The sequence below is a fragment of the Ensifer sp. ENS11 genome (genome assembly GCF_014851895.1).
Lineage (GTDB): Bacteria > Pseudomonadota > Alphaproteobacteria > Rhizobiales > Rhizobiaceae > Ensifer > Ensifer canadensis.
In genome coordinates this window covers 1-22,326 of the sequence record NZ_JACVAN010000030.1, presented here as the reverse complement: position 1 = coordinate 22,326, position 22,326 = coordinate 1, and the positions used below count along the sequence as shown (strand labels likewise).

Sequence of the window (22,326 nt, the reverse complement as noted above, 5' to 3'; positions counted from 1 at the left end):
TGCACGCGACCGCAGTGTTGAAGGATCGCAGTGATCACGGATCGATATCGAGCGCGGGATATCTGCGGAAAATGCCGCTTTCGTTGAACGCCAATCGACGCGGCGACGCCAGATAGGAAGCAATAGCGGGACCGTCCTTCACCCGGTCGTGAAGCCGTGCGAGACCCGGATATCGGATGTCGTGGTGCTTCATTGCCTTGGGGAAGGCATAGACCAGCCCTTCGATCATCTGGAACATCGACAGGTCGACATAGCTAAGGCTGTCGCCGACAAGATGGCCGCCTTGTACCGGGTTTTGCTTCAACACGCGCTCGAAATAACCAAGGAATTTCGGCAGGCGGTTCATGACGAACTCCGACGCTCGCGCCTTTGCTTCTTCTTTCTGGTCTTCATAGTACTTGGAGGTCGCTATCGGGTGGTGCGTGTCGTGCACTTCGGCGACGAAATCAGTGATCGTCAATTGAAGTCCGTTGGCGAACCAGCGCGCGTCTTCGTCTCGCGGCGCAAGATCAAGCCGAGCGCCGAGATAGAGCAGGATGTTGGCAACATGGGAGACGAGCTGCCCGCCGTCTTTGAGAAAAGGAGGCGCGAAGGGAATATGCGCCTCCGACGAACTATCGATGAACTGCATCATCTCATCCGTCCCGCGGTCAGGCTCCCGCGTGACATCGACATAGTCGGCCCCGGCGTGCTCAAGTGCCAGCCGCACGAATTCTCCACGGCCCTGAATGCCATCCCAGTAGTAGAGTTCAAATGCCATGACATCCTCGCGGCGATTTGGGCCGACAACGTGCAGATCCGCTGTCAGGCCGACGTTGCGGCTGCCGCATCGGCCAACCCAAAACAATGGGCTCGCTGATGCGGCTGTGCGGGAACATTGAGCAGAAGTCTTCGCTTGTCCACCATCTTGTCGTCTGGGCAAACCTATTGTCTGGCAGTCTCGATGATCTCGCGGGCCATCGTTTCGGCCACGGCGTCGGTGGTCCGGCCCTCGTTCTCGGCGCGTTCGAAGATGCGGGTCAAGATCAAAGGGATCCGGTCGACGCGAACCATCACATCGTCGACGCCGTAGCGACCGCTGCCGATTTCGGCCGCGACGTTGATGACACCGCCGGCGTTGATGACATAGTCGGGCGCATAGAGGATGCCTCTTTCCCTGAGGCGCTCACCGTCCGCAGCGGTCGCGAGCTGGTTGTTTGCCGCTCCCGCAACGATCTTGGCTCGGAGCAACGGGATCGTCACGGCGGACAGAACGCCGCCCAACGCACAGGGCGCGAATATATCGACATCCGCTGCAATGATCGCCTGGCCCTCGACGACTGTCGCGCCAAGCTCTTGAGCGGCGCGTTCGGTGCGGGCTTGGTCGAGATCGGAAACCGTCAGCATGGCGCCTTCGGCGTGGAGCCTCTGGCAGAGCGCCCAACCGACAGACCCCAATCCCTGTACGGCAACGCGAATGCCTTTCAGGTTATCGCTACCGGTGCGATGGCGCAGTGCGGCCTTGAGGCCGAGGAACGTGCCCAATGCGGTAAAGGGCGATGGGTTGCCACTGCCGCCCTTGGTGGTGCCGCTGACGTTCGGCGTGCGCTCGGCAAGGAAGTCCGCGTCCGCAAGCGTCATACCGACATCTTCGGCCGTGATGTATTGGCCAACCAGCGCATTCAGCATCTCGGCATAGGCCGCGAGCATCGCCGGCGTTTTCTCTGTCTTCGGGTCGGCGATGATCACCGCCTTGCCGCCGCCCAGCGCCAGGCCGGCGATGGCGGACTTGAAGCTCATGCCGCGCGAAAGGCGCAGTGCATCGGTGACGCCGGCCTCGAAGCTGACATGCGGCCAGATGCGGGTTCCGCCCAAAGCCGGACCAAGGACCGTCGTGTGAACAGCCACGATTGCCTCAAGGCCGCGCTCGGTGTCGCGGCCCAGCCAAACCTGCTCGTGGGCGTCGAAGCCAGGCATACCTGATGCCTCGCTGGTGATGTCGGTAATATCAAGCGTGGTTGCGGAAGCGATTTCCTGCCGCGGATTCAGCCCATTTCGCATTGCCATTCCTCCCTGTGACCTGCCACAGTGAAGGTTAAACATTCTCAGCGATCTTTGGTTTCGAAGTCAGCACGCCACACGATGGCGCGTTGCGTGCGAGGAAATTTCCGCGCAACAAACGCAAAGCGCATTCGTTTGCAGGAGGGGATGGTTTCAACGAGTGCGCGCCTGTCAGCCGTACCGCCTCAATGCCAGTTGAACCGCCGCGCCATGGATCAACGCCGATGTGGCGGGACCACCTGACCCCGGAGCCGGACGGCCGTATTTTGGCTCGTGGTTCCCCGCCAGGCGAGCGCGCTCTCCCGGCGGGACCAGATAACGGCGTGGCGAGATTTCAGGCGCTCTTGCGCGTCACGAAGCGCGTTTCCAGATAGGCATCTATCGCTTCGGATCCGCCTTCGGTGCCATAACCGGAATCCTTGATCCCCCCGAACGGGACCTCGGGCAGGGCAAGCCCGAGATGGTTGATCGAGATCATGCCGCTTTCGATTTCGGCAGCAATGCGATCCGACTGTTTCTGCGAGCCGGTGAAGGCATAGGCAGCCAGCCCGAAGGGTAGGCGGTTGGCCTCTTCGATCGCATCGTCCAGTTCCGAATACCGGTTGATGATCGCAACCGGGCCGAAGGGTTCGTCGTTCATGATGGCGGCCGAGCGCGGCACGTCTGCAAGCACCGTCGGCTCGAAGAAGTAACCGCGATTTCCGATGCGGTGGCCGCCGGTCGTCAAGCGCCCGCCCTGTTCGACGGCATCGACGATCAGCTTCTCGATTGCGGGAATACGGCGCTCGTTGGCAAGCGGCCCCATGTCCGTCGTGCTATCAAGGCCATTGCCGACCTTGATCGCCTGCGAGGCGGCGGTGAAGCCGTCGATGAACCGATCGGCCACCCGTTCCTGCACGAGGAAACGCGTCGGCGACACGCACACCTGACCGGCATTGCGATATTTGCTGCCAGCCATTACCGCGACCGCCTCGTCGACGTCGGCATCCTCGGTGACGATCACCGGGGCATGGCCGCCAAGCTCCATCGTCGCCCGCTTCATGTGCAGGCCGGCAAGCGAAGCCAGCGACTTGCCAACCGGAGTCGAGCCTGTGAAGGACATCTTGCGGATCACCGGATGTGAAATCAAATACTGCGAGATCTGTGCGGGCACGCCGTAGACGAGGTTGACGACACCATCCGGCACCCCTGCATCTACAAAACACCGGATCAGCTCGGCCGGCGAAGCCGGTGTTTCCTCTGGCGCCTTCACGATGATCGAGCATCCGGTCGTAAGAGCCGCCGAAAGTTTGCGCACCACCTGGTTGATCGGGAAATTCCAGGGCGTAAATGCGGCCACCGGACCAACCGGGACCTTCACCGTCATCTGGGTCACATTGGGCGCACGTGGCGGAATGATCTGGCCATAGGCGCGCCGGCCCTCTTCGGCGAACCAGTCGATGATGTCGGCAGCACTCAGGATCTCGCCCTTCGACTGGCCAAGCGGCTTGCCCTGTTCGCGGGTCATCAGCCAGGCGATGTCGTCGGCGCGCTGCCTCAACAGCGCTGCGGCGGCGCGCATGATTTTTCCCCGATCGAAGGAGGACGTCCGGCGCCAGATCTCAAAGCCTTTCTGGGCCGCTTCAAGTGCCTCGTCGAGATCGGCAACCTCGGCCCAGGCGACAGTTCCGATCGCCTCTTCGGTTGCAGGGTCGACAACCGGAGTGCTCTTGCCTGATCGCGCCGGCCGCCATTTGCCGTCGATGTGAAGAAGGGTATCCGGGTAGCTGGGCATGAAAGAACCTTTTCTGAGGGGGCTGGCTGGCACGACTGTCTGTGGCGCGCGAGGAAGTTTAGGAAACGCGGGGAGACTGCCTGCAAGTGATGCTGAAGATCAAGGGGGCAGGGGCCTGATCATGGCCACATAGAACACGGCATCGCTCGCGCAATAGCCACGCGTTGCCTTTGACCTTCCGACAACTGATGCGGAAACCGGCAGGCGAATTGTGGACCGGGGCCGACTTCGGGCGTCAGCTTTCAGGTTGATACCAGCACGGGAGCCGCTTTGGTGCCCGGCTTCAGCATGCCGGTCAGCAGCAAGCTCACAGCCAGGAAGGGAACAAGCATCCCCAAACCGAAACGCATGTCGCTTTGCTCGGCAACAAGTCCGATCATTGGCGGTCCAATCAGAAAGCCGAGGAGTGCCACGAAAGACAGTATCGCCACACTTGCGGGTGCCGGCCGGTCTTTTTGGTCGGCTGCCGCTGTGACAGCAAGCGGAAAACCGACCGATACACCGAAGCCCATGGCGGCAAAGCCGATCAGCGCCAACCAGGCAGCCGGGCTTATCGCCACCAAGAGCAGCCCCGCAACACTGGCGAGCCCGCATGTGCGAGCCACAGCGACAGGCCCGTAGATGGTCTTGAGCCGGTCACCGCCGAACCGTCCCGCAGCGACCATGAAGGCGAAGATCGAATAGCCAAAACCGGCGCTGGCGCTGGCGAGCCCGAACACGTCTCGCAGGTAGACTGCCGACCAGTCCGCAACCGCGCCCTCGGTCATGGTGATGCCGAAGACAAAGAAGCAAATACCGAGCAAAGCTCGACTTGGTGGGCGGCGCCTGGTTTTGACGGTGTCCGTCTGCGTTGGCTCTACAACATGTAGGTCCGGCAACGCATTGGCTGCCAGAAGGCTGATTGGCAACATAACCGCCGCTGCAATCAGCACGGCCCATTCAGGCGGCACGCCCGCTGCAGCAAAGCCGATGCCGACCAGACTGCCCGCCATGATCCCGAGGCTCCAGAAGCCGTGACATGTGCTCATGATCAACTTGGCAGAGCGCTTCTCGATGGCATCCGCCTCGACGTTGAGGCCCAGCTCCAATGTCGCCAACGCAACGCCCACGACTGCGAGTGTTACGAAAAGCAACTCGATGCTTGGCGCCCATGTCGGTAGCCACACCAGCCCGAGAAACACCATGAAGCCGTAGAGGATGGTGGCGCGGCCGCCGATCCGGGCGACGAAGCGGCCAGCGAAGGGCAGGGTTAGCAGGATTCCTGCTGGCATGCCGAGCAGGGCCAACGCCAGTTCGGCCGGCCCGAGACCGAGCTTTTGTTGAATGTCTGGGATGCGTGGCAACCAGGCGCCAAAAGCGATCGGCTGGAGGAAAAAGATCAGCATGATGAGCCGCTGACTGGTCATGCGCATTGCTCCTCGGCGAATTGTGCTGTCGACTTATCCGCAGGCCACCTTCGTCAGCGATGGCTTCGCGTATCCCGGTCTAGTATTGAAAATCATTTTCACAATTTGTGTGACAAGGTCGCGAGACTGTCAACCGACCGACGCCAGGATTGACCGAAATTCCGCGTAACCGACGCGCTTTCTTTGATCGAAATATTAGTAAATACGCAGCTATGGGGCGAATCTTCTCGAAAATATCAAAGAAACGCCCAATTCTGAAGAAGCTCGTCTGACTGCAGCATACGTGCGATGCTCCACCGGCTAAGATACGCCAGTGAAAAAAATGAACACAGAGTGCGGAGTTCCGGGCGCCTTCCCAATTGTAGCTCATCGGGGGCGCACAATGCGCAATTGTGCTTGTGAAGGAAAGCCCGCAGTCGGTGCGGATCGGCCCAGGATTCGCATAAGCCATCGCTGGCGCGAGGTTATCAGCGTCCGAAGCTCTGGTACTTCTCCCTCGCAGCGCTCCACCCAAACCGTAAAAATCAACGTTGAAACCACAACCGTCGCCGCTAACATCAGACCGGTGATCCCGATGCCGGCCAGCTGGTTGAAGGTTAGCTGCAGGCCAAGCATGGCAACCGCTAGACGAAGCAGTTTTTTTCCCCGCGACGGAGATGCCAGCATCGGCAGACGCCGAGAAGCCGACGATATTGGCAAAAACCATCCCCAAAAAAATCGCGGCGATCATTGGGCTGAGAGATAAGACACATCCCGCGATGTTTCCGTCGACGCGTATGCCGTCCTGATCATGGACCTTATGATTGGAGAAGGCCTCTACTGCCTCCGAAAGCTTCCGTCATGTCCGCAGCCGCCCGCAACAGTGGCTCGATCATCTTTCGTATGAAGGGTTCATCCACGCGCGAACGCGGTCCAGCTAGTGTCACTGCGCCCAGCAACGCGTCGCCCGCACCGAAGACAGGTGCGGAAATGCCGACGGTCTCCGGATCGCGTTCTCCGAACGAGATGTGATAGCCATTCTTGCGGATCGTTTCATATGGCTCGCCCGGCTGGCCAGAAAATGCCACCAGCACTCGTCCACCGGAGCCGGCGGAGAGTGGGAGCACGTCGCCTTCACGTACGGTGTAGCGGATCGCATGCTTCGCCTCGATGCGGTAGAGACAGGTTCTGACATCTCCAGCCAGCACATAAAATGCGACGCTCTCCGAACTCTGGTCATTCAGCGCGCGCATGTGTGGCAACAGCACCTCCGCAGTAATCAACGAGCGCTGATAGATCGAGCCTAATCTGAAGGCTGCCGGTCCAATTCGATAGCGACCGTCATCAAGCCGCTCCATCAGACTTGCCCGCAACAGAGAGGCAAGAAGTCGCAGGATCGTGCTCTTGTACAGGCCCGTTCGCGAGGAGATTTCCGCGAGCGTCAAAGAGCGATCCGTCACCGTAAAGGCATTCATGATTGCGATGGCGCGATCAAGCGCGGCTACCCCCTCGGGCGGTCCGCTTGCCTCCTGCTGTGGGTTTTTCGTGTTCAATGCGGCGATCCTAACGTTTCCAATTGTCCTATCACCAAGATTTCTGATTGCATATCGTTCTGTCTGCCAGAATATAATTCTGTTTGACAGAACGATAATCCTCTGCGATTTGTATGACCCGGGTCGGGAGGACCCACTTTCGACGCTGTCGGTGGCGTCATAAAGGGAGGAAGCAATGCTAAATCGACGTCATCTACTGGCTTATGCGACTACTTTTGCAGCCGTTGCTCTCGCAGGCCCGCTTGACCCTGCGCAGGCATCGGACGCGCCGCAGCTGCAGATTTTCGTGCCGGCTGCCCCGGGCGGCGGATGGGACCAGACCGCCCGGACGATGGACCAGGTTCTTCGCGCCGAGAATCTCATCTCCGGTGCGCAGATCACCAATGTCGGCGGCGCCGGCGGCACCGTCGGCCTTCCGCAGTTCATCAACCAGTGGAAGGGTCGCGAGAGCGCTATCATGGTTGGCGGCATGGTCATGACCGGCGCGATCATCGCGAACAAGTCGCCGGCGACCCTAGATCAGACGACGCCAATTGCGCGCCTGACGGGCGAATTCCTGGCTCTGGTCGTGCCTGCCAATTCGCCGTTCAATTCCCTTCAGGATTTTGTCGAGGCGCTCAAGGCAGATCCCACCAAGGTTCCGGTTGCGGGCGGTTCGGCCGGTGGTTCGGACCACATCCTTTTCGGCCTCGTTGCCAAAGCCTCAGGCGTGAAGCCGACTGACCTGTCCTACGTACCGTTTGCCGGTGGCGGTGAAGCGCTTGCAGCGCTGCTTGGCAATCAGGTCGCCGCCGGCATCTCGGGCTATGGCGAGTTTGCCGAGCAGGTCAAGGCCGGCACGCTACGCGTCCTCGCCATCTCGGCCGACGAGCGGCAGGCGGGCATCGACGCGGCGACCTTCAAGGAGGCGGGGGTCGACGTCGAGCTGTTCAACTGGCGCGGTATTTTTGCGCCTCCCGGCATCACCGAGGAAAACAGGGCCGGGTTGATTGCGATGATCGAAAAGATGGCGACGAGCAAGGCCTGGAAGGACGAGACGGACAAGCGCTCCTGGACGCCGATCCTTCTGACTGGCGAGGCCTATTCGCAATTCCTTGTCGAAGACACCGCGAAGATTACCGCGATCCTCAAGGACCTCGGTCTCGCTTCCTAATCCCTTCCCGAGAACGCAACCTAGTGGGCTGCCCGTAGATGGGCCGCCCGCCGGAGGTCAAAAGATGCTCCCACCCATGCATTCGAAACCGGCGTTACCCGAACTGACCCTCAGCATCGGCGTTCTGCTCGTCGCCGGCGTCATTGCCTGGCAGACCAGCCTCATGGCGGTCTCGCCTCTTTATGCCAAGGTCGGGCCGACGGTATTTCCCTATCTGACCGCCGCCGGCCTGACGGTATTGGCCGTGTCGCTCCTGTGGAGCGCCCTTCGCGGCGGCTGGCAGGACGAGGAAGAAAAGTCCACTCCGCCCGATTGGCGATCCATCGCCTATGTCGCGGCCGGGCTCGTTGCCAACGTGGTCCTCATCGGCCGCGTCGGCTTCACCGCTGCCTCCGTCATGATGTTCGTGCTGATCGCCCGTGGCTTCGGCAGCCACCGGACCCTGCGGGACGCCGCCTGCGGGCTGCTGCTCGCGCTTGCCGCATATTTCGGCTTTGCCAAGTTGCTTGGCGTCAATATCGGCGGCGGTGTCGTCGAGAGCCTTCTTGGAGGTTGACGTGGAAACCCTAAAACAACTCGCGACCGGTTTTGCCGTTGCCCTGACGCCGATCAACCTGCTCTGGTGTCTGGCCGGCACGACACTTGGGACGGCAATCGGCGTCCTGCCCGGCCTCGGTCCGGCGCTGACGATCGCGCTCCTTTTGCCGATCACCTACCAGGTCTCTCCGGAGGCGTCATTCATCCTGTTTGCAGGCATCTACTACGGCGCTATGTACGGCGGCTCGACCACGTCGATCCTGCTCAACACACCGGGTGAGAGCGCCACGGTCGTGACCGCGCTCGAAGGCAACCGCATGGCGCGTTCTGGTCGGGCCGGCGCCGCTCTGGCGACGTCGGCGATCGGCTCGTTTGTCGCCGGCACGATCGGCACGCTCGGCGTCGCCTTCCTTGCTCCGGTTGTTGTCGGCATGGCGCTGAAGTTCGGACCGGCGGAGTATTTTTCGCTCATGGTCCTGTCGTTCGTCATGGTCTCGGCCGTGCTGGGTCCATCGTCGGTACGCGGCCTCACCAGCCTGTTTGTCGGCTTCTTCCTCGGCATGATCGGCGTCGACATGCAGACCGGGCAGGCGCGCTTCACCTTCGGCGTGCCCGAACTGCTCGATGGCACGAGCATGATCGTCGCGGCAGTTGGCCTGTTTGCGGTCGGCGAGACCCTCTATGTCGCCGGCCGTCGGTATGCCGGCAAGGATGAGATCACCCCCTTGCGCGGCTCGCTCTACATGACCCGGGCGGAATGGGCGCGCTCCTGGAAGCCGTGGCTGCGCGGCACGCTCATCGGCTTTCCGATCGGCTCCATGCCGGCGGGCGGCGCCGAAATTCCGACCTTTCTCTCCTATGCGATCGAAAAGAAGCTGTCGCCGCACCGGGACGAGTTCGGAACAACGGGCGCGATCGAAGGAGTTGCTGGTCCGGAGGCCGCGAACAACGCCTCGACGGCCGGCGTCCTTGTGCCGATGCTGACGCTTGGGCTTCCCACCTCTGCAACGGCGGCGATCATGTTGTCAGCCTTCCAGAGCTACGGCATCAATCCCGGCCCGTTGCTGCTTCAGACGCAGCCGGCGCTCGTCTGGGGATTGATCGCCAGCCTGCTGATCGCCAACGTCCTGCTGGTGCTCTTGAACCTGCCGCTGATCGGCCTGTGGGTTCGCTTGCTCAAGATTCCGCCGCCGCTGCTCTATGGTGGCATCCTCGTCTTTGCGACCATCGGCACCTACGGCATTTCCCAGTCCTCTTACGATCTGGTTCTTCTCTACGTGCTTGGTGCGATGGGCTTCGTTATGCGACGTTTCGATTTCCCGACGGCGCCAGTTCTGATCGGCATGATCCTTGGGCCGATGGCGGAGACACAGTTTCGCCGGACGATGACGATCTCCAACGGCGATTGGTCGGTTTTCGTTACGCACCCAATCTCGCTGTCGCTGCTCGTGCTCGCTTTCACGGCGTTGATTGGACCGAGACTGTGGAAGCATTTTTCGGATCGTCGCGCGGCGACGGTCGAACACGCACCCGCGCTTGACCAAAGGAACAATCGATGACGAAAAAACTCCTCGACGGCCTGCGCATCCTGGACCTGACGAACGTGCTCGCGGGTCCCTATTGCGCCTATCAGCTCGCCCTCCTCGGCGCCGATGTCATCAAGGTTGAAACGCCTCTGGGAGGCGATCTTGCCCGCCAGCTTGGCGCCTCTGCCCAGCTCAACGCGCAAGGCATGGGCGCTTCGTTTCTCGCGCAGAATGCCGGAAAGCGCTCCATCACTCTGGATCTAAAGAACGAAACCGATAAGCAGCACTTTCTTCAGCTTGTCGCGACGGCCGACGCGCTGGTGGAGAACTTCCGACCCGGGGTCATGGAGCGGCTGGGCTTCGGCTACGACACTTTGAAAGTGATACGTCCCGATCTTGTCTATTGCGCCATCTCGGGCTTCGGCCAGGACGGCCCGATGCGCGACAACCCGGCCTATGATCAGATCATTCAAGGGCTTTCCGGGATCATGAGCATCACCGGCACGACCGAGACCGCGCCATTGCGTGTCGGCTATCCCGTCGCCGACACGCTGGGCGGCTTATTCGGTGCGTTCGCGGTTGTGTCGGCTCTATTGCGCAGGTCACGGTCGGGTGAAGGCGCCTTCCTCGACGTGTCGATGCTCGAATGCACCCTAAGCGCGCTCGGATGGCCGGTCTCCAACTATCTAATCTCAGGCGTGGAGCCGGCGGCGATGGGCAATGAGAACATGACGGCAGCCCCTTCGGGCTCCTTTATTACGGGAGACGGCCTGCTCAACATCGCGGCGAACAAGCAGGAACAGTTCGTCGCGCTATGCGACGAAATCGGCCGGCCTGAACTCGCCAACGATCCGCGCTTCGAAAAGCGCGACGAGCGCAAACGCCGCCGCGGCGAACTGAAGCTGCTGATCGAGCAGGCATTGGCGCAAGCGCCAGCGGTAGAATGGGAGCGGCGCTTCAATCGACGCGGCATACCGGCAGGGCGGATCCTCGCGATCCCGCAAATCCTTGCAGAAGACCAGGTCATCGGGCGGAAACTGATGACGACATTCCCCGAAAGCGAGGGTGCTGACCGTCTGACTGTCGTTCGCGGCGGGTTCCTGGTCGACGGTGAGCCGCCGATGCCATCAGGCCGGCCGCCGAGGCTCGGCGAACAGACGGCCGAGATCTTGGCCGAGATCGTTTCGCAGCAGGCTATCAGGGTACGCGCATGAACAAGCAAGGTATGGAACAGGGGCGCCAACGGGCCGAGGATTGGTGGAGGACCGATATTATCGAGATGCGCCCCGGCGTCATCCGGCTGCGCGGCCACGAGATCCAGGATCTGATCGGGAACATCAGCTTCCCGGCGATGATCTGGCTGATGTTACGTGGCGAATTGCCGACAGAGGATCAGGCTGGGCTGCTCGGCGTAGCGCTGTCGGCCGCGGTGGATCATGGCCCTCAAGCGCCCTCGATCGCGATCGCGCGCATGGCCGCGACTTGTGGCGTCGGCATCAACAATGCAATGGCCTCCGCGATCAATGTGCTTGGAGACGTGCACGGCGGCGCCGGTGAACAGGCACTGGTCTTTCTACAGGAAATCGCCGCAGGCGTCGACGCCAAGGGCTTGCCGCAGGCAGTTTCGGACCGTCTTGACCGCTTTTTTGAGGGGAGTAATGGCTATGTGCCGGGACTCGGCCACCGCTTTCATCCCGTGGACCCGCGAGCACCAAGGCTGCTCGATATTACGAGGACCTACGCTGAGAACGGCACCGTCGCCGGTAAACTGGTCAATATTGCGGTCGAACTCGAACGCCAGGTTGCTTTGCGCAAGGGCAAGCTCATTCCTCTCAACATCGATGGTGCCACTGCAGTCGTTTATGGTGAACTTGGATTCCCGGCGCCGCTCACACGGGGGCTGTTTGTGTTGTCCCGCTCTGTCGGCATTCTGGCGCATGCCTGGGAGCAATCTCAGAAGCCCGAGCGCAACAAGGGCCCGTTGCCACGTGAATGGCTGTGGCGCTATTCGGGGGATGAGGCGACTTTGGAGTAACCTTCGGGGGCGTTTCTCCCGAAGTCGTCTCAGAATGGAGACTAAGGGCGGTCACCCATGGCCGTATGGCGGGATACAAATTCGACCAGATAGCGAACGCCCTCGGACACGTCCGATTGCGCGTAGAAGCCGATCTCGATCCGGACAGCAGTCGGCAGGTCACTCGACTTGTCGAGTGCGCGACATCCATCCGGGATCGTCGCAGAAATCATCGGGCCAATCCCGATGCCGACCCGCACGGCCGTTGCCATCGCCACCAGCGTGGAGGCAACGCACGCGGTTTTCCATTTTATGTTTCTTTGGGATAAGGTCGCGATCGCCTGAACATTCCAGGGGCAGCTGTCGTCGAACATGATGAGCGGGAGCGGCTGGCTTGCGTCGACGACGAAGTCAGATCTGACGGCCCACATCAGGTATTCGGTCCAGATCAGAATTGGCTTTCGGCCAAGGCAGGCGATGTCGCAGACCGCGACATCGAGCTTTCCGTCTTCGAACATCTCCGCCAGACGGCGGTTCGGCTCGACGATAATGTCGATCTCGACCTTGGGGTTCTGATCCCTGAAGTCGCGTAGGATGTCGATCAGCCGGCTGGCGGCGAAATCCTCGACGACGCCGAGGCGGATCCGCCCCTCGATCACCTTGCCCGTCAGTCTGCGGCCAACTTCGTCGCTGAGCAGGACGATTTCACGCGCATAGGCAACCATGATCTGACCATGGGACGTGAGCTCCAGTCCCTTGGACGACCGGGAGAAAAGCGTGACACCGACGAGTTCTTCGAGTTTGCGAATCTGCATGCTGAGTGCAGCCTGCGTGCGATGCAGTTTTGCGGCCGCGCCGTTGACGGTTCCTATTTCCGCGACCGTCAGGAACGCCCGGAGCAAATAAGAGTCGAGATCGAGCATGGAAGCACCGTGCTTTCGCCGCTGTTGATGAGTGCGGGCCGAAGACGTCTTGGGCTTCCGCATCCGGGACGCGGACGGGTTCGCCAAATGGCGACATCGGCAGCTGGATCGGACATTGAACGATCCGTAAGCCGGGCGCAACAGGGCCCGACCAGCGGGGCAGGCAACACAATCGCTGCCCGCCCGCTCATGTCGAGACAATCATGCAAACAGGACGCAGGCCTGCGGCGGCATGGAAATGCTGATCTCTTGCCCCCGTTCGAAGGAAATGTCCGGGCGGTTCGCACAAGCGGAAATGACCCGGTCGCCGCTGGAAAGCTCCACGGACACATGTCGGAAAGCGCCGAGCGTAACGACGTCCGCGACGCGTCCAGCCATGCCTCTCGCCGCAGCGTCCCTGGTGCTCGACGATATCTCGACACTCTCCGGACGGACGCAAACCTCCTTCATGGCTGCACCGTCGCGTGACGAGGCGACCGGAAACTCCCATCCGGATTCCGAGCGAAACTTCGAGACGGCACCATCGGTCGCGACGACCGAGCCCCGGATCCAGTTCGTTCGCCCCATAAAATCCGCGACGAAACGCGATTTCGGACGCCAATAGACATCGTCCGGCTTGCCCGACTGCATGATCTCGCCACGGCTCATCACGAAAATGCGCTCGCCGAGGCTCATCGCTTCTTCCTGGTCATGTGTCACCACGATCGCCGTGGAGCCAACCGCGGCAAGAACATCCTTCAGCTCCGTGCGCAGTTCATGCCTCAACTTCGCATCAAGCGCGGACAACGGTTCATCCAGAAGCAGCAGGCTCGGATGGGTCGCGAGTGCCCGCGCAAGGGCCACGCGCTGCTGCTGCCCACCGCTCAGTTGATGCGGACGGCGATGTCCGAAGCCGGTCAGCCGCACGAGTTCCAGCATTTCTCCGACACGGGCGGGGATCTCGTTTGCCGCGTGACCGCGGTGACGAAGTCCGAAGCCGATGTTCTGTTCGACGGTCATGTGTGGAAAGAGGGCGTAGTGCTGGAACAGCAGACCGACATTTCGTTCATACGGCTTCAGTCCGGCCATCGACTTGCCGCCGATGGTGATCGTGCCGCTGTCAGGCCGTTCAAAGCCGGCGATGAGACGAAGGATCGTGGTCTTGCCGCAACCGCTCGGTCCCAAAAGCGCAATCGTCTCGCCGGGCTTCACCGAAAACGAAATGTTGTCCAGCGCGACGGTTTCGCCGAAGCGCTTGCCGACACCTTGAAATTCTACGGCAGAAATCATCGTATTGTCCTCATGAACGAAATAGACCCTGGCCTACGACGTTGTCGAACCCGACCAGCCGGTCGAGGACAACGATCAGCAGCACCGTTACAGCCATCAGGATCACAGCGGCTGCCGCGATCGTCAGGTCGAAAGCGGCCCGCATGTTGCTGACCAGGGTAACGGGCAGGGTGGTGGCCGACGGGTCACTCAGGAAAAGGCTGATCGATACGTCGTCCATCGAGATGGCGAAGGCAAAGATCGCCCCGGTGATGATCCCTGTCTTCATCAGCGGTATGGTAATGGACCAGAACGCCTGACGCTCCGTGGCGCCGAGAATCATGGCCGCTTCCGTTAACCGTTTGTCGGCGCCAAGAAGGCTGGCAAGGCTGGTCCTGATGCAATAGGGCACGGTCACGATCACGTGCCCGAGAAGAAGCCGCGCCATACCGTTGGTAATGCCGGCCTTGGACAGAAACAGCAGCAAGCCGAAGCCTATGACGACGGGCGGAACGATCAGCGGCGAGAGGAAGGCGGATGTCAGGATCGCCTTTCCGGGAAAATCTCCGCGTGCAAGGCCAACGGCGGCAGCGGTTCCGATCGAAACCGACAGGATCGTCGTCAGCACGGCCAGAACGAGGCTGGTGCGAAGGCTCGAAAGAATGTCCGCCTGGGAGGCGAGACGCTCGAACCAGTGCAACGACAATGCCGGCGGCGGCAAGGGACCGAGAAATGTTCTTGCGTCGAACGCCATCAGGCAGGTTATCGCAAGCGGGATTGCGAGAAAGGCCAGTCCCAGGCCGACGACGCAGTAGGCGAGCGCGCTGGCAGCCCGGTCGCCGGATCTGGCGGTACGAGAATGTGTGCTCATCGCGGGCTCTTCCATGCGTGCGCCAACGTTATGACCGAAATCACCGCCAGGGCTGCGGCGAGCATGACGAGTGAAATCGCCGCCCCGCTCGGGTAGTTGGCGATATCGCTGAACCGGGTGTAGATCACGTTCGACATGAAGAGGACGCGGCCCCTCCCGAGAACCATCGGAATGACAAAGGCGCTGATCGCAAACGTCAGCGAGATAAGCGTGCTCGATATGAGGGCCGGAAGGCTGAGCGGAAGCGTGATCGACAGATGCGCCTTCCATCCCGGCGCGCCGAGTGATTGGGCGGCGTCGAGGAGGCGCGGGTCGATGGACTGCATCGCACCCATCAGCGTCAGTGTCGCGACCGGTATGATCGAGTGCACCAGCCCCGCGATGACGACGATATTGATGTATTCACGACTGTTCGGCGACAGGCCGACTGTCAGCAGCAAGGGCCGCAGAATGCCGACCGAGCCGAATGTCAGCTCGATCGCATAGGTCTTGATCAAGACGCTCGACAGCACAAGCGTGATCAGAAAGCCGAGTGTCAAGGTGCGCATGCGTGCGGAAAGGCGTCGCACGATGAAATAGGCAAGCGGAAACGCCACGAGCTGTCCGACGATCGCCGCCACGCCGCCGATCCAGAACGTCGTCAGCAGGACATTGGCAAACGCCTGGTTTGCAAGCTCATGGTAGTTCTGAACCGTCGTCGCCGCGTTTTCCACGGAACCGACGCGTCCCGGGGTGAACTCCTTCAGGCTTTCGATCGCCAGGTTGATCAAGGGCGAAAGGAAACCGAAGGCGAGGACCAGCACCGCGGGCGCGAGCGTGATGGCCGCATCGCGACGATCGGGAATTGAAACTGCAGCGGTTTGCTGCCTGGCGTTGGTCATGATGGGACAGCCTGTTTGTCGCCCTTCCGGGCCCCGAAAGAGAATTGCCGAAGGAACGCTTCGCGCCTCCGGCAATCTTGTCGCACTGTGATTTAGAGCAGCGGTGCGATGTCCTGTTCCCAGCGCTTGGACCAGGCATCCTGCTGCTCGAGGACGACGTTGTAGTCCGGCACATAGACGAAGCTCGAGAACTCCTCCGGCGTGAAAGCGAGATGCTTGAGGTTGTCGGGCGTGGACGCCTTGCTGTTGAGCGGCGCTTCACCGGCCACCTTGGCGTAGAGCGAGCTCATTTCCGGGCTGATGGCAAAGTTGATGAAGTCGAGCGCCGCCCGGGTATTGGGCCGGTTTTTCATGACGCCGAAGCCGCTCTGGTAGAGGAATGCCTTGAAATTGCTGTCCTTGGTGAAGCGCGTCACGGGGAAGTTTTTCGCCACGGCAGCCCAGCCCGGCTCGGCGAAGAAGCCGACCGATGTTTCGCCTGATGTCAGCGAGTTGGTAAAATCGATATCGGTTACAGCGACGCGCCCGATATTGCCCGATTTCGCCAGGTCCTGCATCAGCTTCCAGCCGGGTTCCATATTGGTTTCGCTGCCGCCGGCATGCAAGGCAAGCGCCACGATCTGCAGCATCATGCTCTGCGTCGGTCCGGGCCAGCAGATTGCACCCTTCAGATCGGGGCTCAGGAGATCGTCGATGGTCTTGACGACCATGGGCGCAGTGTCGGTTCGTGCACCGAAATACATGCCTCCCACTGCGCGCGGAACAGCCTTGATGTTGCCCTTGCCGTCGCGAATGATGATCTTCTCGGGAATGTCGGCGAGATTGGGAATGTCTGCCGGATTGATGGTTTCCAGCCAGTCTTCCTTGACCATGCTGTTGAAGGACCCCTCCCATCCGGCCACATAGTCGTAATCGACGTTGGGCCAGACCGCCTTAATCTTCGGAAGGATTGCGCCCGCGCCGCCCTGATGCAGAACCCAGTTGAAAGTCGATGCATCCTGGGCAGCCGCAATCTGCTTCATCGCTTCGACGACATCTCCGCCCCATTCGACGGCGGTAAGCTCGCTGCCGGCAGCGAACGCCGACCTCGCCAGTCCCGTCATCGTTCCAGCAATCCCGAGCGCAGCAGCGGATCCCATAAACCGGCGGCGTGTCATATCCATGATCAGTTCCCCTTATTTGTGGCCGCTTCTGTGCAGCCTTGTGATCGCGGGGAGACTGAGGGGACGCCGTTCGAAGCGGTAGTGGGAAAATTATCTCCGGGATATAAGGATTCGTGAATGGTCAGCCGCGGTGTGGCGCGGCGTTTTTACTCTTCTCGCCACTTTTGACTATCAGGGATCCTTATAGGCTCTCATGAATTTTCAAGGTTCCAAAAGGCGCTCCCCGACGCGAATGATGTCGTTGCGACGTTACAGCGCCGCGCGTCCAAAGTGACGCGCAAGGTCGCTGCAACACTTTTAATTCGCTGCATAATTTCATCCTCAAATCGGTTCCGATTTCAGGAATATACAGTTGAACCGTGGGAGCCTATTTTGACGATTGACCGGGATTTTCTGGAAGACTTGCGAAGCCGCTTCGGCAATGCGGCAGGCGGTGAAATGCAGGACCCGCATTTCCGAGAAGTTGCGGCCAGCGTCTTCAAGGACGGCGATAGCCGCAAATGGCCATTTGCAGGCCCGGCCACATTTCTTGACGCGCCATTCATCGAAAACGGGCTGCGGTCCGACATTCTGGAGGCGCTCGACGTTGCCCTGATCGGCGTGCCGATGGATCTCGGCGTGACCAACCGTGCCGGCGCGCGACTGGGACCCCGCGCGGTTCGTGGAATCGAGCGGGTTGGCCCTTACGAACATGTGCTTCGGGTCGCGCCGATGGGCCGGCTGAAGGTTGCCGATGTCGGCGACGTGCCGATGCGCAGCCGGTTCGGCCTGGCTGAATGCCATGCCGACATCGAGGCCTGCTACCGGATGATTGCGGGTACGAAAACCATTCCGCTCTCGGTGGGCGGAGATCACTCCATATCCGGCGCCATCCTCAAGGGCCTTGCCGGCCACGAACCCGTGGGCATGATCCATATCGATGCACATTGCGACACGGCCGGCCCCTATGAAGGGTCGAAATTTCATCATGGGGCGCCCTTCCGAGAGGCTGTGCTCGCGGGTGTGCTCGACCCTCGACGTACGATCCAGATCGGCATTCGCGGCGGCGGCGAATATCTTTGGGAATTCTCGTTCGCCTCTGGAATGACCGTCATTCACGCGGAAGAGGTTGCCGAGATGGGCATCAAGGCAGTGATTGCCAGGGCCTTGGAAGTGGTCGGCTCCGGCCCCACCTATGTCAGCTTCGATGTCGACAGCCTGGATCCCGCCTTCGCCCCGGGTACAGGTACGCCCGAAGTCGGCGGGCTGCAGCCACGGGAAGTGCTGACGATGCTCAGGGGCTTCAAGGGTATCAATCTTGTCGGTGGCGACGTGGTGGAAATCGCGCCGCAATATGACGCGACCACCAATACCGCGCAGATCGCTGCGCAAGTGTTGTTCGAACTTCTATGCCTGGCGATGTTCAGCCCGTCCGCAAGGGTGAACAGGCGTTAACGGCCACTCCGGGCCGCAGCCCAAATGGTTGTGCCGGCTCGGATGCCGGCAGCGTCCGGCCCAGCAGATTTCAACTCTTCGGCCGGCATGACGGCCGACCTATTTTCGAAAGGTTGTTTCCATGACTGACGCGCCAATTCGCATCCTCGACGCCCAGGCGACCGCTGCACTGCTCCCATTCGGCGCCTTGATCGATACCCTGCGGCGGTCCTTTGCCGAGGGCTGCGTCGTGCCGGTTCGCCACCATCACACCATCGCAAACGAGGGGGAACCGGATGCGACACTGCTCTTGATGCCCGCCTGGCATGACGCACAGCGACCGGCGCGCTATCTCGGCTTCAAGATCGTCACCGTGTTTCCCGGGAATACCGCGCGCGGCATTGCCGGCCTGACCTCGACCTACATTCTTTACGACGGGCGAACCGGTACGCAGCTCGCGCTCATTGATGGAAACACGATCACGGCGCGCAGAACAGTGGCAGCATCGGCGCTTGCTGCAGACTATCTCGCCCGGAAGGACGCCAAACGCCTGCTGGTGATCGGCGCCGGCCGGGTGGCAAGCCTTATCCCGGACGCCTATCGCGCCGTCCGGCAGATCGAGCACGTGGACATCTGGGATATCGACGCGGGAAACGCGGCGCGATTGGCGGACAGCCTTGCACAACAGGGGCTCAGAACCTCCGTCGTCTCGGATCTTGAAGCATCGGTGCGTGCCGCCGATGTCGTGAGTGCAGCAACCTTGGCAACCCAGCCGATCATCAGGGGCGAGTGGCTGCGTCCCGGCACCCATGTGGACCTCATCGGTGGCTTTACGCCCGCGATGCGTGAGGCTGATGACGATGCTGTGCGGCGGTCTTCGGTCTACATCGACGCGCATGAGGCCCTACATGAAGCCGGAGACCTGGTTCAGCCCGTCAAGGCGGGCCTGTTTTCGGAGGCCATGGTACGCGCGACGCTCGACGAATTGTGCCGTCGCGATGTGACGGCAAGAACCTCGAACGAGGAGATCACGCTCTACAAGGCAGTAGGAACCGCCTTGGCGGATCTAGCCGCCGCGACGATGGTGTATGAGACTGCGTCCGCCAACAGCTGAGTGGCTTGCGACCGACCCATCCGCGGCTGCGAGGTATTGCCCTGCGACGATCGCTGGGGCCGGCTTGCGCTGATATGGGCGCGCCCGTGTCGCGACGCGGGTGACATCGAGCTTTACGGTCCGGCAATTGTCTTCAGGTTCTCGATCGCGCCATGGACCGCGGCAAACACCGGTGCGCTTTGGTCAGGCGTTCGCACTCGACCGGGAGGTTTGATTCCAGAGCGGTAGGCTATTGAGGCAATCTGTAATGATCGTCGATGTGACGTTGATGACGGGTGTCCTTGTGCCAGCCGATGGCCCTCCTGTAGCTGCCGAAGAGATTGCTTTTGCGCACGAAGTCGACCGTCAGTCCATGCACTGCCTCGGCGTCCGGATCGACGTAGAGCGCGTCCACGGGACAATAAAGCTCGCACATGAAGCAAGTCTGGCAGGCCTCCTGCCGCAGGATACGGGGCGGGCCGTACGGCATGACCTGGAAAACGTTGGTCGGGCAGACCTGGACGCAGAGATTGCAGTCCGTGCAGGTGTCACTATCCAGTACCTCGATCATTATTCTGCAGCCTCCTTGTAGTCGCTTGGTTTTACCGGTTCCGTCCGGATTGTGATTGTGTCGAGGCCGCATACGACCAGCCGGTAACGTTGTTCTGGGTCCTGATTTGGGAAATCGTCGCGGCGGTGCATGCCGCGCGTTTCCGTACGCGCCAGGGCGGCGCGATACATGAAGCGAGCGGTGGCGGTCATTGCCTATGCCTGGCGCAGTGGTAGCACCTGGCTCTCGTCCGCGGCCGTAGCGTCGGCGATCTCTTGCCACAGCTGGTCGAGCCGCTCCAGCGCTGCCGACAGCCCGGTATGTGTCCGGAAATAGTTGACGTTGAGCGGAAAGACCTCATCCTGTACCGCCCTGATGATGGTTTGCGGATCAGCGGTAATCGCGTTTTTGCTAGCCCAGGCTGCGGGCCGGGCAATTGGACAACCTAACCGAAGTGCATCATGCCGATTTTGAGGGTAGGGGTTCAGCCCCCTTCTTGCAAATGTGCCATGAACACCTCGGCCGGTGTCCTGTAGTTGAGGCACTTTGAGTTTCGGCCGTCGTTGCTGTTTGCCGCGATCCGGAACTCACGGCCTATCGAAGTCACGCTGGCAAAACTGGGCGCGGCGCTTGCCCCAGCAAAGAGCGATATTTCCCAGAACAAGCCTTCGTCCTAGGTTCTGCGAATGCCATTCTGGTCATTGGTGCATCGCTGTTCACCGCTTTTTGGAGGGAAGCAGGACGGTTGGCGACACACGCTTCCACGAAAAACAATCGGCACACCGTTTTTTACTCTCGGAACCTTTGACCGTGCACGCCGGCGAGAAATCATCGCCGTGCAAACGGTGTCTATCTTAAGTGGAGCGATGGCCAAACCCACCAAGGAAGCAGCGTCCGTAAGTCGCTGATGTTTAGTGATGTTTTTGTACATTCTTTTAAAGTCAGCCCTATTGCAACTTCCGCGATTTTTGCGATATTGCACGCAATAGCGGTGCCCAAGTCAAGTGTGCTCGCTGGCGGCAAGACTACCGGAGATGGGAGGGGCCCGCGCACCGGCTTACATGTCGTAAACACTGCATATTAACACACAATGGATTTGAAAACGGGCAGTGTCATTGATTGCTCCGTCAGCAATTGTCTGGCACCGCGGATGAACCTCTGCCGTGCGAAGCTGCTTACTGCGTGTATGTTTGCAAGTCACGGAAGGAAGGCTTTGAATGTGGGAAACCTACAGGCGAATGAAGAGGCAAGATCCCAATGTTCAAATCTTGTCTGAGAGTGCAGAGCCAGTGCTTTGTAGGTATTTTCGACGGGTGCATTTGGCGGTCACCATTGCGATGGTTCTTGCCGCAATTGCGACATTCGCATTGCCCGGGTTGGTGCCGAATGGCACGCAGATAGTAAATTCGGCGCTCCCCTATAAAGCCGCGGAAAATTTGAAATACTTCGAAAATGTTAATCCAAATTTTGCCGCGCGATATCTTTTTTCGATCTTACTTTTTGAAGGCGTTACCGCCGCAGGATGTTTATACTCGCTATACATTGTGGCCACGTGTGATCTACGCAGCATAAGGCCGTTGACAATACACCAACTTAGATCGTTGATTTTCTTTTCTTTGTTTGCTTCGATTATTGTATATTTTATATTTGGAATAAATTACATACAGGAAAGAAAAGATCATTATTCTCCGTTAGAAAAACTATTTCTAACGGATTGGATTAATTTTATAAATTGCGCCTTGTTTCTAGCGTTATACTTGTGCTTGCACGTTTTCATTGTTGCGCTCGTGAAGATTATACGTTTCAGGGGGGAGTTGATTAATGACTGAACAGCGGGAATGGTGGCGCAGTCTTCTGGATTTTACGCCCTCAGAGTACGCCTCGATCGGGGTGACCGGCATAAGGAACGTAACGACTGATGTGATAGATAAGGCCGTCGGAGGAACGATAGGTCTGAAAAGCAATATTGCCACCACCGTCGTATTCGGCGCGGCTGACGTTGGCTTTGACCAGTGCGTGGAGAGGCGAGACTGTCGCATCTCTAACTGGCCCAACTGTCGCATTACTAAATAGCCGTGGAGAATCTAATCCAAGTGCAACAATGACGTGTGAAGCGTAGAGGGTTAGCCACTTTCGCGCAAATGGGCCATGAAGACTTCGGCGGGCGTGCGGTAACCAAGGCACTTCCTCGGCAGTGAATTG

At 60.1% G+C, this 22,326-nt stretch carries 21 protein-coding genes; 7 read left to right on the top strand and 14 right to left on the bottom strand.

Features of this window, described 5'->3' with window-relative positions; all coding sequences use genetic code 11:
* Positions 1-34 precede the first annotated feature (34 nt).
* The 6 genes from IB264_RS31880 to IB264_RS31850 form a co-directional block, all read right to left on the bottom strand.
* On the bottom strand, positions 35-760 hold the full coding sequence (locus IB264_RS31880; RefSeq protein ID WP_057225293.1) for a glutathione S-transferase: 726 nt from the start codon (positions 758-760) through the stop codon (positions 35-37).
* Positions 761-924: 164 nt separating this feature from the next.
* Entirely contained in the window at positions 925-2,040 is a 1,116-nt protein-coding gene (locus IB264_RS31875) for a Glu/Leu/Phe/Val dehydrogenase (RefSeq protein ID WP_082523632.1), read from the bottom strand.
* Positions 2,041-2,374: 334 nt separating this feature from the next.
* On the bottom strand, positions 2,375-3,814 hold the full coding sequence (locus tag IB264_RS31870) for an NAD-dependent succinate-semialdehyde dehydrogenase (protein WP_057207987.1): 1,440 nt from the start codon (positions 3,812-3,814) through the stop codon (positions 2,375-2,377).
* Positions 3,815-4,056: 242 nt separating this feature from the next.
* Positions 4,057-5,220: an MFS transporter gene (locus IB264_RS31860; RefSeq protein WP_192435060.1), complete on the bottom strand. Its 1,164-nt coding sequence runs from the start codon at positions 5,218-5,220 to the stop codon at positions 4,057-4,059.
* Between the two features lie 366 nt (positions 5,221-5,586).
* Positions 5,587-5,886, bottom strand: coding sequence for a putative sulfate exporter family transporter (locus tag IB264_RS35700; RefSeq protein WP_082523631.1), 300 nt, complete (start codon positions 5,884-5,886; stop codon positions 5,587-5,589).
* A 131-nt stretch (positions 5,887-6,017) separates the two neighbouring features.
* Positions 6,018-6,752: an IclR family transcriptional regulator gene (locus IB264_RS31850; protein ID WP_234907939.1), complete on the bottom strand. Its 735-nt coding sequence runs from the start codon at positions 6,750-6,752 to the stop codon at positions 6,018-6,020.
* A 175-nt stretch (positions 6,753-6,927) separates the two neighbouring features.
* On the opposite strand from IB264_RS31850, the gene IB264_RS31845 reads away from it, so the two are divergent.
* The 5 genes from IB264_RS31845 (at position 6,928) to IB264_RS31825 (ending at position 12,003) form a co-directional block, all read left to right on the top strand.
* Entirely contained in the window at positions 6,928-7,905 is a 978-nt protein-coding gene (locus tag IB264_RS31845) for a tripartite tricarboxylate transporter substrate binding protein (protein ID WP_171520649.1), read from the top strand.
* A gap of 64 nt (positions 7,906-7,969) precedes the next feature.
* On the top strand, positions 7,970-8,461 hold the full coding sequence (locus tag IB264_RS31840) for a tripartite tricarboxylate transporter TctB family protein (RefSeq protein ID WP_057225255.1): 492 nt from the start codon (positions 7,970-7,972) through the stop codon (positions 8,459-8,461).
* A 1-nt stretch (position 8,462) separates the two neighbouring features.
* Entirely contained in the window at positions 8,463-10,001 is a 1,539-nt protein-coding gene (locus IB264_RS31835) for a tripartite tricarboxylate transporter permease (protein ID WP_192435058.1), read from the top strand.
* On the top strand, positions 9,998-11,182 hold the full coding sequence (locus IB264_RS31830) for a CaiB/BaiF CoA-transferase family protein (RefSeq protein ID WP_192435056.1): 1,185 nt from the start codon (positions 9,998-10,000) through the stop codon (positions 11,180-11,182). Before IB264_RS31835 ends, IB264_RS31830 begins: the two co-directional genes overlap by 4 nt.
* Positions 11,179-12,003 (top strand): citryl-CoA lyase, encoded by an 825-nt coding sequence (locus IB264_RS31825; RefSeq protein ID WP_171520646.1) that lies wholly within the window; start codon positions 11,179-11,181, stop codon positions 12,001-12,003. Before IB264_RS31830 ends, IB264_RS31825 begins: the two co-directional genes overlap by 4 nt.
* A gap of 41 nt (positions 12,004-12,044) precedes the next feature.
* Here the strand turns inward: IB264_RS31825 and IB264_RS31820 are convergent, their stop codons facing one another.
* The 5 genes from IB264_RS31820 to IB264_RS31800 all read right to left on the bottom strand — a co-directional run bounded on the left by IB264_RS31820 (position 12,045) and on the right by IB264_RS31800 (position 17,074).
* A complete protein-coding gene (locus tag IB264_RS31820; protein WP_057225262.1) occupies positions 12,045-12,905 on the bottom strand; it encodes a LysR substrate-binding domain-containing protein in 861 nt (286 codons plus the stop codon).
* Positions 12,906-13,106: 201 nt separating this feature from the next.
* The gene (locus tag IB264_RS31815; RefSeq protein WP_025428789.1) at positions 13,107-14,174 is read right to left on the bottom strand and encodes an ABC transporter ATP-binding protein; all 1,068 of its coding nucleotides are present in this window, start codon (positions 14,172-14,174) and stop codon (positions 13,107-13,109) included.
* A gap of 10 nt (positions 14,175-14,184) precedes the next feature.
* Complete coding sequence (locus IB264_RS31810; protein ID WP_171520645.1) at positions 14,185-15,024, bottom strand: ABC transporter permease; 840 nt, start codon at positions 15,022-15,024, stop codon at positions 14,185-14,187.
* A complete protein-coding gene (locus tag IB264_RS31805) occupies positions 15,021-15,905 on the bottom strand; it encodes an ABC transporter permease (RefSeq protein WP_057214813.1) in 885 nt (294 codons plus the stop codon). The genes IB264_RS31810 and IB264_RS31805 overlap by 4 nt, the downstream gene beginning before the upstream one ends.
* 92 nt (positions 15,906-15,997) lie before the next feature.
* A complete protein-coding gene (locus IB264_RS31800) occupies positions 15,998-17,074 on the bottom strand; it encodes a PotD/PotF family extracellular solute-binding protein (protein ID WP_057207964.1) in 1,077 nt (358 codons plus the stop codon).
* Positions 17,075-17,440: 366 nt separating this feature from the next.
* Here IB264_RS31800 and speB point away from each other — a divergent pair, with 366 nt between their 5' ends.
* Positions 17,441-18,502 (top strand): agmatinase, encoded by a 1,062-nt coding sequence (gene speB, locus IB264_RS31795; RefSeq protein WP_057225270.1) that lies wholly within the window; start codon positions 17,441-17,443, stop codon positions 18,500-18,502.
* 121 nt (positions 18,503-18,623) lie between these two features.
* Positions 18,624-19,595, top strand: coding sequence for an ornithine cyclodeaminase family protein (locus IB264_RS31790; RefSeq protein ID WP_171520644.1), 972 nt, complete (start codon positions 18,624-18,626; stop codon positions 19,593-19,595).
* Between the two features lie 229 nt (positions 19,596-19,824).
* On the opposite strand, the gene IB264_RS31785 is transcribed toward IB264_RS31790, so the two are convergent.
* The 3 genes from IB264_RS31785 to IB264_RS34510 all read right to left on the bottom strand — a co-directional run.
* Entirely contained in the window at positions 19,825-20,145 is a 321-nt protein-coding gene (locus IB264_RS31785; protein ID WP_057225274.1) for a ferredoxin family protein, read from the bottom strand.
* Entirely contained in the window at positions 20,145-20,336 is a 192-nt protein-coding gene (locus IB264_RS34985) for a hypothetical protein (protein ID WP_057225276.1), read from the bottom strand. Before IB264_RS34985 ends, IB264_RS31785 begins: the two co-directional genes overlap by 1 nt.
* Before the next feature lie 1,657 nt (positions 20,337-21,993).
* A partial coding sequence (locus tag IB264_RS34510; RefSeq protein WP_210335700.1) for a hypothetical protein occupies positions 21,994-22,326 on the bottom strand: 333 nt, incomplete at its 5' end.

Bases quoted from the DNA above. Each gene is read 5' to 3' on its own strand.
- IB264_RS31880 (WP_057225293.1), bottom strand. From the start codon at position 760: ATGGCATTTGAACTCTACTACTGGGATGGCATTCAGGGCCGTGGAGAA.
- IB264_RS31875 (WP_082523632.1), bottom strand. From the start codon at position 2,040: ATGCGAAATGGGCTGAATCCGCGGCAGGAAATCGCTTCCGCAACCACG.
- IB264_RS31870 (WP_057207987.1), bottom strand. From the start codon at position 3,814: ATGCCCAGCTACCCGGATACCCTTCTTCACATCGACGGCAAATGGCGG.
- IB264_RS31860 (WP_192435060.1), bottom strand. From the start codon at position 5,220: ATGACCAGTCAGCGGCTCATCATGCTGATCTTTTTCCTCCAGCCGATC.
- IB264_RS35700 (WP_082523631.1), bottom strand. From the start codon at position 5,886: ATGCTGGCATCTCCGTCGCGGGGAAAAAAACTGCTTCGTCTAGCGGTT.
- IB264_RS31845 (WP_171520649.1), top strand. From the start codon at position 6,928: ATGCTAAATCGACGTCATCTACTGGCTTATGCGACTACTTTTGCAGCC.
- IB264_RS31840 (WP_057225255.1), top strand. From the start codon at position 7,970: ATGCTCCCACCCATGCATTCGAAACCGGCGTTACCCGAACTGACCCTC.
- IB264_RS31830 (WP_192435056.1), top strand. From the start codon at position 9,998: ATGACGAAAAAACTCCTCGACGGCCTGCGCATCCTGGACCTGACGAAC.
- IB264_RS31825 (WP_171520646.1), top strand. From the start codon at position 11,179: ATGAACAAGCAAGGTATGGAACAGGGGCGCCAACGGGCCGAGGATTGG.
- IB264_RS31820 (WP_057225262.1), bottom strand. From the start codon at position 12,905: ATGCTCGATCTCGACTCTTATTTGCTCCGGGCGTTCCTGACGGTCGCG.
- IB264_RS31815 (WP_025428789.1), bottom strand. From the start codon at position 14,174: ATGATTTCTGCCGTAGAATTTCAAGGTGTCGGCAAGCGCTTCGGCGAA.
- IB264_RS31810 (WP_171520645.1), bottom strand. From the start codon at position 15,024: ATGAGCACACATTCTCGTACCGCCAGATCCGGCGACCGGGCTGCCAGC.
- IB264_RS31805 (WP_057214813.1), bottom strand. From the start codon at position 15,905: ATGACCAACGCCAGGCAGCAAACCGCTGCAGTTTCAATTCCCGATCGT.
- IB264_RS31790 (WP_171520644.1), top strand. From the start codon at position 18,624: ATGACTGACGCGCCAATTCGCATCCTCGACGCCCAGGCGACCGCTGCA.
- IB264_RS31785 (WP_057225274.1), bottom strand. From the start codon at position 20,145: ATGATCGAGGTACTGGATAGTGACACCTGCACGGACTGCAATCTCTGC.
- IB264_RS34985 (WP_057225276.1), bottom strand. From the start codon at position 20,336: ATGACCGCCACCGCTCGCTTCATGTATCGCGCCGCCCTGGCGCGTACG.